General features: G+C 62.7%; 8 protein-coding genes. 4 read left to right on the top strand and 4 right to left on the bottom strand.

The annotated features are described in order from the left end of the window. Nucleotides 1-40: 40 nt before the first annotated feature. Nucleotides 41-928 (bottom strand): GGDEF domain-containing protein, encoded by an 888-nt coding sequence (locus NF78_RS28620; protein ID WP_052050937.1) that lies wholly within the window; start codon nt 926-928, stop codon nt 41-43. A gap of 144 nt (nt 929-1,072) precedes the next feature. On the opposite strand from NF78_RS28620, the gene gcvT reads away from it, so the two are divergent. The 4 genes from gcvT (at nt 1,073) to NF78_RS25030 (ending at nt 5,577) form a co-directional block, all read left to right on the top strand. Further along, on the top strand, nt 1,073-2,188 hold the full coding sequence (gene gcvT / locus NF78_RS25045; RefSeq protein ID WP_035992685.1) for a glycine cleavage system aminomethyltransferase GcvT: 1,116 nt from the start codon (nt 1,073-1,075) through the stop codon (nt 2,186-2,188). A 124-nt stretch (nt 2,189-2,312) separates the two neighbouring features. Further along, complete coding sequence (gcvH, locus tag NF78_RS25040) at nt 2,313-2,705, top strand: glycine cleavage system protein GcvH (RefSeq protein WP_035992682.1); 393 nt, start codon at nt 2,313-2,315, stop codon at nt 2,703-2,705. A 328-nt stretch (nt 2,706-3,033) separates the two neighbouring features. Further along, complete coding sequence (locus NF78_RS25035) at nt 3,034-4,980, top strand: hypothetical protein (RefSeq protein ID WP_052050936.1); 1,947 nt, start codon at nt 3,034-3,036, stop codon at nt 4,978-4,980. Nucleotides 4,981-5,238: 258 nt separating this feature from the next. Next, nucleotides 5,239-5,577 (top strand): hypothetical protein, encoded by a 339-nt coding sequence (locus NF78_RS25030; protein WP_035992679.1) that lies wholly within the window; start codon nt 5,239-5,241, stop codon nt 5,575-5,577. Between the two features lie 405 nt (nt 5,578-5,982). Here NF78_RS25030 and NF78_RS25025 read toward each other — a convergent pair whose 3' ends face one another. Genes NF78_RS25025 through NF78_RS28615 form a run of 3 tightly spaced genes read right to left on the bottom strand, consistent with a single transcriptional unit; the run spans nt 5,983 to nt 12,826 of the window. Further along, nucleotides 5,983-8,139: a putative bifunctional diguanylate cyclase/phosphodiesterase gene (locus NF78_RS25025; RefSeq protein ID WP_052050935.1), complete on the bottom strand. Its 2,157-nt coding sequence runs from the start codon at nt 8,137-8,139 to the stop codon at nt 5,983-5,985. After that, nucleotides 8,136-8,558: a response regulator gene (locus tag NF78_RS25020; protein ID WP_035992677.1), complete on the bottom strand. Its 423-nt coding sequence runs from the start codon at nt 8,556-8,558 to the stop codon at nt 8,136-8,138. The genes NF78_RS25025 and NF78_RS25020 overlap by 4 nt, the downstream gene beginning before the upstream one ends. Then, on the bottom strand, nt 8,555-12,826 hold the full coding sequence (locus tag NF78_RS28615) for a PAS domain-containing protein (protein ID WP_052050934.1): 4,272 nt from the start codon (nt 12,824-12,826) through the stop codon (nt 8,555-8,557). Before NF78_RS28615 ends, NF78_RS25020 begins: the two co-directional genes overlap by 4 nt. Between the last annotated feature and the right edge of the window lie 57 nt (nt 12,827-12,883).

Raw genomic sequence — 12,883 nt, 5'->3', positions numbered from 1 at the left:
TCGACGTGTTGCCCGATAGGGGGGTAGCCGCTGATGCACCCTACAGTGGGGTGGGTCTAATCGGCAGACCCTCGGGCGGGGCTATTTTGACCTGGTTTTTGCCGCTGTGCTTAGCGCTGTAGAGGGCCGTATCGGCCTGGTGATAGCTGTAGGTGAGGCCCTGGCTGGGGTCAAAGCTGCTGATGCCAAAGCTGGCCGAAATCAGGGGGTGAGCTGGGGCGGGCAACAGGTCGGGCAGCTGGATCTGCTGGATCTGCTGACGAATTGTCTCCACTTTGTCCAGCGCCTCCTCGGGGGGACAGCCCACCATCAGCAGGGCAAACTCGTCGCCACCGATGCGGGCGGCGACATCGATGGTGCGAATCTGACTGTGCAAAACCTCGGCCACCAGCCGCAGCAGCTGGTCGCCCACCCCGTGGCCGTAGGTGTCGTTAATGTCTTTGAACCCGTCGAGGTCAACCAGAATCAGGCTGTGGTTCATCGGCTTGGGCTGAGGGGGGAGGGCGTGCAGGGCCGCCTCTAGCCCCCGACGATTGGCAATACCGGTCAGCGGATCCTGCTCGGCCACGGCGCGGGTGATGACCAGGTCCCGGTGGGTGTTGAGCAACTGGGGCACCAGCTCAGTCAACCGCCAGGCCGTGTACAGGCTCACGGTAGCAGTGGCCAGCGTCCAGGCCCCTTCGGCCCAGTAGTCGGCATGCCAGATATTCCACACCCGCAGGGCGTGGCCAATGCCGCAGCTAAAGATGAAGGCCGCGAACAACATCATCACCGGGCGAATTTGGGCGTCGATATACTGGCGATTGAGCAGCAGCAGGAATGGGATTGAGAAGTAGGCCAGCACCACCGCCCCATCGCTGATAGCGTGGAGGGAGGTCAGCCAGGGATCCCACAGAAAACAGGAGCCGTGGGGCATTAAACCAATCATGGGACACACAACGACAAGGGAACATCCGCTGCACCCCGGACTCAGCGCAGACGGTGGGGAGCGCAGGAAAGCATGAAACCTGAAAGGACGACGATTTTCTCAGTACACTCTGAACACTTTGAATGATTCTTAGGATGCCCGCCCATGACTTTGTTGCAAACTCCGCTCTACCCTGCCTGTGTTGAGCAAAAAGCGCGCATGACTGAGTTTGCCGGATGGTCGATGCCGGTGCAGTTTGGCGGCATTAAGCAGGAACACCAGGCGGTGCGCGATCGTGCCGGGCTGTTCGACATTTCCCACATGGGCAAGTTTGAGCTGCGGGGGCCAGGGGTGATTGCGGCACTGCAGCGGCTGGTGCCTTCCAACCTGGAGCGGCTGAGCCAGGGGCAGGCCCAGTACACGGTGCTGCTCAACCCCGAGGGCGGCATCCTGGACGATTTGATTGTTTACCTGAAGTCGCCCCCGGCCAGCGCCTCCGGTAGCGGTTCGGATATCGAAACCGTCACCCTGATTGTTAATGCCGCCACCACCACTAAGGACAAAACCTGGCTGCTCGACCACCTGGCCGGCACCGGCATTGAGCTGATCGACGAGTCGCGCGATCGGGCTCTGATTTCGCTCCAGGGGCCAGCGGCGGCGGCTCTGCTCCAGCCCTACACCCCCCACAACCTGGAGGTGCTGGGGCGCTTTGCCCACCGCGACACGGCGCTGCTGGGCCAGCTGGCCTGGATTGCTCGCACCGGCTACACCGGGGAAGATGGCTTTGAGATTTTGACTGACCCGGACACGGCCCTGGCCCTGTGGCAGAGGCTGACCGCCGACGGGGTTGCCCCCTGCGGCCTGGGGGCCCGCGATACCCTGCGCCTGGAGGCCGCCATGGCCCTCTACGGCCAGGACATCGACGACACCACCACCCCCCTGGAGGCGGGGCTGGGCTGGCTGGTCCACCTGGAGGAGAAAGGGGAGTTTATCGGGCGATCGCGGCTCGAAGCCCAAAAGGCCGAGGGCCTCAGCCGCCGTCTGGTGGGGTTGACCATGGCCGATCGGCACATTGCCCGGCACGGCTACCCGGTGCTCTACCAGGGCGATCGCGTCGGCACCGTCACCAGCGGCACCCTGGCCCCCACGCTAAATCTCCCCATTGCCCTGGCCTACGTCGCTGCCCCCTTGGCCAGAGTTGGGCAGTCGCTAGAGGTCGAAGTGCGCGGCGAACCCAGGCCGGCAACGGTGGTGAAGCGACCGTTTTATCGGGCGAAATAAAGGGAAATTGCGTCAAAGCGGCTGACTCATGGCACACTGGCACTGGATTCCATCAGCTTTGCGCGATAGCTGTGGTACAAATAATTTTCCTGGTAATTTTCCTGGGGCGATATGAGGTTACGCCATGGCATTTGACTATCCCGAAACGCTGAAGTATCTCGACAGCCACGAATATGCCCGCACTGACGAGGACGAAGGCATTGTAACCGTGGGCATTACCGCCTTTGCCATTGATCAGCTGGGCGACATTGTCTTTCTGGAGCTGCCCGAGGTTGGCGACAGTCTGGAGAAGGGCGAAAAGTTTGGCACGGTGGAATCGGTGAAGGCGGTGGAGGAGCTGAAGTCACCGGTTTCTGGCGAAGTGCTGGAGCGCAACGAAGCCCTGGTGGAAGCGCCGGAGCAGATCGGCGATGACCCCTACGGCGATGGCTGGCTGGTGAAAATCAAAGCCAGTGACCTGGAGGAACTGGACGACGCCCTCACCGCCGACGAGTACAAAGATCAGGTGGGTGGCTAGGGCGTGTCATCAATTGTGGTCAAGCGTAACCCAACGGCCGTCAGCCTAGTTGGTTTTTGCTAGCGCGCCACCCAACCTACAAACTCAGGTTTGACAGAGTACCAGTCCGTAGCTGCTATCCCATTGCGTTTATGGGGGACATGGCTATACTAAGGCTGGCTTTCCACGCGCTCTGGACCTGGCCAGTTTAAGCAATGCTAAGGCTCAGGGATTGCGGTCTACCTCTCAGGAAGCGGATATGGCTTCAGAACGAGACACCTCTGAACGACCTAAGCCCGGGGGGCGGCCCCCACGGGCGGCTCGTTCTCGCCCGGTGCCGCCTGTGACGATGTCTACGCCGGCCGAGGCCTCGCTCCAGGGGCCGTCTCGCTACGACCCCCTGGCCGATCTGCGCCAGCGAGCCACCCACGACAGCCACCCCAACGGGGCGGCCAGCGATCCGCCGGCCAGCCCCCCCTACCCAGAGACGCTTGCTGCGCCCTGCCCCAGCCTGACCCAGCGCCTGGCAAAGGCGTGGCCGATCTGGTCGATCGGCCTTTTGGTAGCGGTGATGGGGGTGGGGGCGGTATCGGCGGTCAGCCTGTTCCGCATTCCCAATCTGCCCAACTGTCGGGCGATCTTTTGGCCCACGGCGGCGGCCTCCACCCGGCTTCAATGTGCCGAGGCCTATGCCGAGCAGGGCACGGTGGAGGGCTACCTAGACGCGATCGCCCTGCTGGAGTCGCTGCCCGCCGACCATCCCCTGCGGGGCGAGGTCGATCTGCGCATTGAGACCTGGTCTGAGAGGATTTTGGACCTGGCCGAAGACACCTTCCAGGCGGGCGATCTGAGCGAAGCGATTGCCATGGCCCGGCGGATTCCCAACCACACCGCCGCCGCCCAGCTGGTCAACGAACGGGTGAGTGAGTGGAACCAGATTTGGCGAGAGGCGGAAACCATTTACGCCGCCGCCGAAGCCGATCTAAAGGCGCTGGCTTTTCAGGATGCCTTCGCCAAGGCCATTCAACTGCTGAATGTGGGCAATACCCACTGGAAAACGGTCAAGTACGACGAGTTGACCAGCAAAATTACCGCCGCCCGCGAAGATCTCAACCAGCTGGGTAAAGCTAAGGAACTGGCTCGTCAGCGCACCCTCAAGGCGATGCAGGAGGCGATCGCCCTGGCCCAGGGCATTGACAGCCAAAGCCCGGTCTATGGCGAAGCCCAGTCGGTAATTCGCCAGTTTGGTCGCGACCTGCTGATCCTGGCCGAAGCCGCCCTCGATCGCCAGGATGCTGAGGCGGCAGGGCAGTTCCTGGGGGCAATTCCAGCCGCTCTGGGCATGGGGGCCGAGATTGCCGACATGCGTACCTTTATCGACGCCAGCCAGCTCTCCTGGCAGGGGGGCATCACCGGGCTGGAGGGGGCGATCGTGCGGCTCCAGAGCGTCAGCGCCGATCGCCCCCTCTACGGCAAGGCCCAGGCCCTGATGGGTCGGTGGCAGGAGGAGGTGAAGGGCCGCACCCAGCTGGAGTGGGCGCGGCAGGTGGCGCTGCCGGGCACGGTGGCTGACCTCCGGGCCGCCATTGGCGAGGCCCAGCAAATTTCGCGCAACAACGCCGCCTGGGCCGACGCCGAGGCTCAGATTGGCCGCTGGCGGGGCCAGATTGAGACCGCCGAGGATCGTCCCATTCTCAGTCAGGCCCAGGCCCAGGCCCAGGCGGGAGATCTGGCGGGGGCGATCGCCACCGCTCGCCAGATCGGCTCCGGTCGCGCCCTCTCCGGCGAGGCCCAGGAAAATATTGGCCAGTGGCGAAACACGCTACAGCGGGCCGAAGATGGCCCGATTCTGACCCAGGCTCGCCAGCTCGCCGCCCAGGGCCGTCTCAGCGAAGCCGTCGCGGTCGCGTCCCGAATTGGTCCCGGGCGGGCGCTCTCCGACGAAGCCCAGAGCAGCCTGCAAACCTGGCGAGATCAGCTCCAGGGGCAGCAGCAGCTCCAGGCGGCCTACCGCGCCGCCCAGACGGGCACCGCCAGCGCCCTGGCCGATGCGGTGCGGCTGGCCCAGCAGGTCCCCGAGGGCAGTCCCCAGCGGGTCGAAGCCACCCAGGCCCTCACCCGCTGGAGCTGGGATATTCTGCGCCTGGCCGAGACCGAAGCCATGATCAACCGCAGCCGGGCGATCGCGATCGCCGAAACGGTACCTGCCCAGACCGAGGCCTACGCCCAGGCTCAGCTGCGTCTGCGGGAGTGGCGCGCTGCCCAGGAGACACCGGGCCCGCTCACCATGCCCTGAGGGTAGTAACCGCTGCCCTCAGCCCCCCCATGGATGCCAGGGCATAACTTTAACCCTTGGGACAGCGCATTGGCGTATAGCCATTGCGTTAGGGGGATCGGCCCTATTCCGACTGTTCTGGCGATGGCTACAGACGGTAAGATTGGGAACTACCCGTTCGGAGAGGATTCTCTGCCCAGAACAGATCTATGGGGTCCATACTCCACTAAGATTTTCCTAAGCATTCGCGGTTGTTTAGCGGTATCTATGCACGGCTCAATGTCTGATTCGGAGAAAATTCCAGAAATTCTCAAGCTGATTGACGTCCTCGATGGGCTCGAAGCCTTGATCGACACCGCCCCCAACGACGATGTGGAGGATATTCTAGAAGAGGCGTGGCTGCAGATCAGCGATACCTTCCCCGACGACTTCAAGGCCGCCACCCAGCACGACGCGGGGGCGGAGGGGCTGCGCCGCTACCTCAAGGTCAAGGGCTTTTTTGAAAATCCCTCAGAGCGCTCCATTAGCGCCGCAGAATTAGAGGAATATTACCGCAGCTACATTGCCGCCGAAGAGGACGAGGAACCCACCGACTTTTTCTTTCCTGACGAGGGTTAGGGCGGGTCATCAATTGTGGACAAAAGTTTGGTATATCAAGCTTTGCCACGCCCGATCCAAACGACAGGCTAGGGGCTAAATGCCGGGCTTTTGGCCCCTATGGATGACATTCCCTAAAGCATCGGTACAGTATTTAGGTTGACAGTATTTAGTTTGCAGCGAGGCTCGAGGCCTGCGAACCACAACTGCGCTAATCAGCCCAAGCTGCTACTGGGGCCTGCGATAGGGCCCCAGCCCCCCCGCTTTGCACGGCCCTTGGCCTACGACCAGGGGCGTTCCGCCGCCCTGGACCCGACGGAAAGGAGCGATCGATTGTTTTAAACCTTTATGCGGCCAAGGAATCGGTAGGGATCTGTAGACCCTGCGGTGGCAGATTCAAGATCGCAGCCATACTGAACCGGTGCTCTAGGGGTGGTTTGGTGAAGAGCCCATGGGGACGGGGGCGAGCAGGGTTTCGGCGGCGGCGGGGGATAGCGGTTTGGCAAACCAGTAGCCCTGGGCCAGTTCGCAGCCGAGACGCTGGAGTTGCTCCAGCTGGGTTTGGCTTTCAACACCTTCGGCGATCGCCGCCAGGCCAAGGCGGTTGCTGAGGGTGATGATGGTTTCGACAATGTCGGAGTTGTGGGGGCTGGCCTCCATGGTCATCACAAAGGAGCGATCGATTTTAAGGGCATCGACGGGTAGCTGGTGCAGATAGCTGAGCGAGGAGTAGCCGGTGCCAAAGTCGTCAATGGTGACGGTAAAGCCGTGGGGCTTGAGCTGCTGCAAAATCGTCACCATCGTCTGAATGTCTTCGATCAGCGTGCTTTCGGTGATTTCCAGGTTGAGGTGGTGCCCCTGGAGTCCGGTTTGATCCAGAATGCGGGTCAAATCGCTGAGCAAGTCGCTGCGCAGCAGGTCTTTGACCGAAAAGTTGATGCTCACCGTTAGGGCGGCGCAGTGGGGGTAGCGCTGGTGCCAGTGGGCCAGCTGCTGGGCGGCCTGGGTTAGCACCCAGCGATCGAGGGGGACAATCAGCCCCGTTTCTTCGGCGATGGGAATGAAGTGGTCGGGGGAGATGAAGCCGCGTTCGGGATGCTGCCACCGCACCAGGGCCTCAAACCCGGCGATCGCCTGGGTTTCAAGCTGAAAAATGGGCTGGTAGTAGAGCACCAGCTCCCCCTGGTCAATGGCCTGGCGCAGTTCCTGCTCCAGCTGCAGGCGCTGGAGGGCCTTCAGGTGCATGGACTCGTTGAACACCACGTAGCGGCCCCGCCCCTGGGCCTTGGCGCGGTACATGGCAATGTCGGCATCGCGCAGGGGTTCGGAGGGGCTGTGGTAGTCGCCGCCCCCCATCACAATCCCCACGCTGGCATTGAGAAACACGTCGCGCCCGCTCACCGTCAGCGGCTGCTGGATCTCCTGAAGGATGCGCTCGACCAGGCGCAAGGGCTCTTTCAGGGTGTCGATGTCTTCGATCAGCAGCACAAACTCATCGCCCCCCAGGCGGGCCGCTAGATCGGTGGTCCGAATCAGCGATCGCAGCTTTTGGGCCACTACCACCAGCACTTCATCCCCGGTCAGATGGCCCAGGCTGTCGTTGATCACCTTGAAATTGTCGAGATCGAGAAAGAGCACCGCAAAGCGCTGGCGGACATGGCGCTGGCAGCGCTGAATGGCCAGTTCGAGCCGCTGCATCAAGAGGTTGCGGTTGGGCAGCTGGGTGAGGGCGTCGTGGAGGCTGTTAAACAGAACCTGGTCGGCTACGCGGCGGTGCTCGACTTCGGCCAGGCGGCGCTCGGTAATATCGGTGTAGGTGCCGCTCATGCGCAGGGGGCGGTGGGCGTCGTCCCACTCCACCACCTGACCCCGGTCAAGTACCCACACCCAGTGGCCCTGGCGATGGCGGAGGCGAAATTCGCAGTCGTAGCCGGGGGTTTCGCCCTCAAAGTGGCGCTGGAGGGCCAGCTTTTTACGGCTCCAGTCGTCGGGGTGCACAAACCGTTGCCAGGTGTCGATGCGGGCGGGGCCAAGTTCACTGGGGCTGTAGCCCAGCAGGGCCGCGCAGCGATCGCTGGCCCACACCTCCCCGGTTTGCACCTGCCAGTCCCAAATACCAATCCCAGACCCTTCGATGGCCAGGTGGAGTAGTTCCCGGGTACGCTCCAGTTCGGCCAGCGCGGCGCGGCGATCGCGGCGACCCTGAGCCTCCCGCACCTCTCGCCGCACCGCCTCCACCAGCCGCGAGAGGTTATCTTTCATCACGTAGTCGTGGGCTCCGGCCCGCATCATCTCCACCGCCGTAGCCTCGCCCACTGTGCCCGACACGACAATAAAGGGCAGGTCGTAGGGGCTGCTCTGCAAAATGTCGAGGGCGACAGGGGCGGTAAACTGGGGCAGTTGATAGTCAGACAGCACCACATCCCAGGTGTCGGCCTCGAGGGCGGCGCGGAAGTCAGCGGCGGTTTGCACCTGCACCCAGGTCGGGGAGAATCCGGCCCGGCGCAGCTCCCGCAGCAGCAGCAGCAGGTCGTCGTCGGAGTCTTCTACAATTAGAGCCCGCAAGGGTTCAGAGGCAGTCATAGCAGGTTGGGTGGCAGCTCACTGATCAGGGCCCAGTACAGGCCGAGCTGGCGTACAGCGTCGGTAAATTCATCAATGTTGACGGGCTTGCGGACATAACTGTTAGCGCCCAGGCTATAGCTTTCAATAATATCGCGGTCTTCGCTGGAGGAGGTGAGCACTACCACGGGCAGCAGGCGGGTGCGATCGCTGGCGCGAATCTGCCGCAGCACCTCCAGTCCGTCCACCTTGGGCAGCTTCAGGTCGAGCATCACCACGCAGGGCAAAGCCTCCGGGCCAAACACGCGTTGCAGGGCCTCTTCACCGTTGCGAACTACCACCACCGGGTTGGCCAAATTTCCCCGGCTCAGGGCGCGGAGGGTGAGCCGCTCGTCGTCGGGGTTGTCCTCCACCAGCAAGATCGGGCGCAGGGTCGTCATAGGGCTCCCTCGGCCCCAGGGGCAAACTGAGGCAGGGTGAAATAGAACGTTGCCCCCTGGTCTACCGCGGCCTCGGCCCAAACCCGGCCCCCCTGGCGATGAATCGCCCGCTGCACCGTGGCCAGACCAATGCCGGTACCCGGAAACTCGTGGGTATTGTGCAGGCGCTGAAACACGCCGAACAGTTTGTCAGCGTAGGCCATATCAAAGCCAGCGCCGTTGTCGCGCAGGTAGTAGACGGGCTCACCCGCCTGTATGGCCACGCCAAACTCAAGCCGGGCCTCCGGGCGGTGGCCGGTAAACTTCCAGGCGTTTTGCACCAGGTTGGCGATCGCCACCCGCATCAGGGTGGGGTCGGCACAAATCGCAATCCCGGAGGTAACGGTGGTGGTCACGACACGATCGGGCTCAGCTGAGCGCAGATCGTCGATCTCCGCCTGCACCAGGTCGCTGAGGTTCACCGTACCGTAGGCCATCGTCTGGCGCGACACCCGCGACAGACGCAGCAGATCGTCGATTAAGCAGCCCATGCGGGCCACGTTGTGACGAATGCGATCGAAATAGTCTTTACCTTCAGGGTCAAACTGGTCGCCGTAGTCTTCGAGCAGGGCGCGGCTAAAGCCGTCGATCGCCCGCAGCGGGGCGCGCAAATCGTGGGACACCGAGTAGGCAAACGCCTCCAGCTCGAGGTTAGAGGCCTCCAGCTGAGCGGTGGTGCGCCGCAGGTGTTGTTCTGCCAGCTTGGCCTCGGTGATGTCGGTATTGGTGCCAATCAGGCGGCGAGGCCGGCCCAGGTCATCATGCTGCACCAGGGCAGTGGCTCTGATCCAGCGCATTTCGCCGTCCCCTCGATGAATGCGGAATTCAATGGTTTCAGGCGGCAACCCGTCGAGGATTTGAGCAAAGGCAATGTCTATCCAGTCAACGTCTTCGCTGAATACCATGTTGCGCCAATCGGCCAGGGTCAGCGCCTGCTCCGCCCGGACACAGCCGTACATGGCACACATGCGCTGATCCCAATCCACGAGCTGGGTATCTAGATCCATTGCCCACGTCCCAATTTCCCCCGATTTTAGAGCCATGGAAAGGCGCAGCGATAGATCGCGCAGCTGAGTTTCCGCCTGCTTGGTTTGGGTGATGTCGTAGTTGATGCCGATCAGGCTGAGTGGCTGGCTCGCTGAATTGCGGTGTACCAGAGCGCTGGATTTGACCCAGCGCAGTTCCCCGTTGCAGCGATAGATGCGAAACTCAACCTCGTAGGGGGCATCAGTGTCGATGGCTGCCTGGAGGGCCGCTTCTACCGCTTCAACATCCTCGGGGTGCACCCGGCTGCGCCAGTCCTGGTAAGTGGCGGGGCGGCCCAGCTGGCCAAAGCCATACAGATCAATCAGCCGCTGATCCCAATCGAGTCCATCGGTGAGGAGATCCCATTCCCAGCTGCCAAAGCCCCCTGACTCCAGCGCTACCGTCAGCCGGGTCGAAAGCGTTTGCAGCCTGGCCGCAGTCTGCTTCTGGTCGGTAATGTCGTAGTTGATGCCGATGATACTGACGGGCTGCCCGTGGGCATCGCGTTGCACCAGGGCGCTGGAGCGAATCCAGCCCAGGCTGCCGTCCCCCCGCCAGACTCGAAACTCCACATCGTAGGGAGCGTTGCTGTCGATGAGCGCCTGGTTGGCCGCTTCGACCCAGTCAATGTCCTCGGCATAGACCTGGGCTCGCCAGTCCTGGTAGGTGGCCTGGTGTCCCAGCCGCTCAAAGCCGTACAGATCGATCAAACACTGGTCCCAGATCACCTCATCGGTGCTCAGGACTCGCTCCCAACTGCCAATTCGGCCCGATGCCAGGGCCAGCGTAAGCCGCAGCGACAGCCGCTCCAGCTCGATCGCCGTCTGCTTGTGCTCGGTAATGTCGTAGTGAATGCCAACCATTTCGATGGGCTGGCCGGTAGGACTACGTCGCACCGTGGCCGTCGATCGCACCCAGTGCAGTTGTCCGTCGGGGTGGCAACAGCGAAACTCGACATCAAACTTGGTCTCCCCGGTCAAGGCAGTCGGGATCTGGGCCTCAACGGTAGCCAAGTCGTCGGGGTGTACGTAGCTGGCCCAGTCCGAGTAGGTGACCGCCTGGCCCAGGTCCGGCAAGCCGTAAATTTCGTACATGCGCTGATCCCAGGTCAGGGTCTGATCCATGTCCCAAGTCCAGATGCCGACTCCGCCTGAGTCAAGGGCCAGCCCCAGCCGCAGCGATAGATGATCCCGCTCCCGCTCGTGGTGCCTGCGCTCGCTGATGTCCTGGACGGTGCCGGTCAGGTGGGTCAGCTGGCCCAGCTCATCTATCATTGCTTCACCCTTGACGTGAATCTGGCCGGAGCTGCCGTCGGCGCGCACAATCCGAAACTCTTCGTCGTAGGGCTGGTGGGTAGTTATGGCGGCCTCTATCACCTGACCATGTCGCGCCCGGTCAGCGGGGTGAAAGTAGCCCTGAAGCGCCTCTAAGCTGGGGGGCTGCTCCCCTGGGGTGAGCCCAAAGATGCGGTAGACCTGCTCCGACCAGGCGATGGCCTGGGTCGCCACCTCAAATTCCCAGCTGCCCAGGTTGCCAATGCGCTGGGCCGTCTGCAGGTGGGCTTCATTTTTCCTTAGCTGTACTTCGGCCTGCTTGAGCTGAGTAATATCGACATGGCAACCGATAACGCGCAGGGGCTGTCCGGCCTCATCCCAGGCGATTACCTGACCCGTGCAGAGCACCCACACCAGAGAGCCATTTTTGTGGCGGTAGCGCAACTCTACTTTGTGCGGTATTTCGCCCCGACTCTGAATGTGGCGGTCAAAGGAGGCCTGTCCGGCAGTCAGATCCTCTGGGAAGATCAGCGCTTGCCAGGTGTCCATCTGGTTGGGCAGCTCATCGTCGGTGTAGCCAAACATGGCTTTGAAGCCAGGGCTCCAGTAGGCGGTGTTGGCCACAAGGTCAATATCCCAGTAGCCTCCCAGCACGGAGTCGAGCATTTGCTCCAGCAGGGTGAGTTCCTGGCGCAGATCCTCGGTTTGCTGGCGGCTGGCGGCGGCGGCTTTGCGATCGCTGACATCGGTAAAGTAAACGGTGACGCCCTCGCTGTCGGGGTAGATGCGGTTTTCAAACCAGCGATCGAAGGGTGCGTAGAACTGGTCCTGGTAAACGGGCTGTTGTTGGGCGATCGCCCGCTGAAAGGCGTAATAAAAGGGCTCCCCCACGACCTCGGGAAACATCTCCCACAGCTGCCGTCCCAGCAGCGCGGCCGGGTCTCGGCCCAGGGTTTGGGCCGCCCGATGGTTGATGTAGGTAAAACAGCCGTCCCGGTCGAGGGCGACAATGCCATCGTTGATGCGCTCAAAAACCCTGGCCAGCCGATCGCGGCTGGCGCTGGCCTCGGCCTTTGCCTGTTCGGCCTCGCCCAGCAGCTGCGCCAGGGTGCGCTCGGCGGCGACGCGATCGCTGATATCCCGAGAAATACACAGAATCGACTCTATTTCCCCTGTCACCGACCGCTCTGGGGCCAGCACCATCTCAAAGTGCCGCACTCTATCTGGGGTAGGGATTGTAAATTCAATCGTCTGTTTGGTGCCGCTGGCCAGGAGCGTGGCGGCGGCCGCCTCCCAGGTGTCGACCATGGTGCTGTCTAACCCCAGCTCGCGGCAGGTTTTGCCCAAAAAGGCCTCGCTTTCGATCCCCGTCAGCCGAGTCAGCGTTGGGCTGACGTAGAGGTGGCGCAGCTGGCGGTCAAACCGCTCGACGATGTCGGGGGAATTTTCGACCAGGTTCTGGTACTGCTGGCGGACCTGACCTACCGCCGAGGGCGGCGGGCTCTGGTCCAGCCGCTGCCGCAGGTTAGCTGCCGCCAAGTCATCGCTAAAGAGGTAGTCGGCGGCCCCCAGCTTCATCGCCTCCAGGGCGGTGCGCTCCTGCCCTGGCCCCACCAGCAGCAGTACAGGCAATGGGCGTTGGGGCTGGGTTTGACCCAGGGCGGCCAAAAACGCCAGCCCGCCTCCGGCCCAATCGGGATCAACCACCGCCCAGGCGGGGGAGTGGCGGTGCCAGAGTGCGAGGGCTTCGGGCAGGGTTTCGGCCTGCAGCAGGCGATCGCTAGGGAGGGCCTGGGCGAGGCGATCGCGATCGCCGCCCCGGACCAGTAGCAGCACGGGGAGAGGGGCGCGGTCCTGGGGTTCTAGCGGCGACCGTTCATGGGTTTCAAGCGAGGTCCGCATCTGGGACTGGGAGGAGATCTGAGTCATAGGCGGCGTCACCTGGGCGACGTCACAACAGGGCACCCGGACCGCTCACCCCTGCGG

Source organism: Leptolyngbya sp. KIOST-1 (genome assembly GCF_000763385.1).
Taxonomy (GTDB): Bacteria; Cyanobacteriota; Cyanobacteriia; order Phormidesmidales; family Phormidesmidaceae; genus Nodosilinea.
Note: the sequence above shows the minus strand (reverse complement) of the source record. Positions and strands in the feature narration are given on the sequence as shown.

Excerpts from the sequence above, each read along its gene's own strand:
- NF78_RS28615 (WP_052050934.1), bottom strand. The coding sequence starts at position 12,826 with ATGACTCAGATCTCCTCCCAGTCCCAGATGCGGACCTCGCTTGAAACC.
- NF78_RS25020 (WP_035992677.1), bottom strand. The coding sequence starts at position 8,558 with ATGACGACCCTGCGCCCGATCTTGCTGGTGGAGGACAACCCCGACGAC.
- NF78_RS25035 (WP_052050936.1), top strand. The coding sequence starts at position 3,034 with ATGTCTACGCCGGCCGAGGCCTCGCTCCAGGGGCCGTCTCGCTACGAC.
- NF78_RS25025 (WP_052050935.1), bottom strand. The coding sequence starts at position 8,139 with ATGACTGCCTCTGAACCCTTGCGGGCTCTAATTGTAGAAGACTCCGAC.
- gcvT (WP_035992685.1), top strand. The coding sequence starts at position 1,073 with ATGACTTTGTTGCAAACTCCGCTCTACCCTGCCTGTGTTGAGCAAAAA.
- gcvH (WP_035992682.1), top strand. The coding sequence starts at position 2,313 with ATGGCATTTGACTATCCCGAAACGCTGAAGTATCTCGACAGCCACGAA.
- NF78_RS28620 (WP_052050937.1), bottom strand. The coding sequence starts at position 928 with ATGATTGGTTTAATGCCCCACGGCTCCTGTTTTCTGTGGGATCCCTGG.
- NF78_RS25030 (WP_035992679.1), top strand. The coding sequence starts at position 5,239 with ATGTCTGATTCGGAGAAAATTCCAGAAATTCTCAAGCTGATTGACGTC.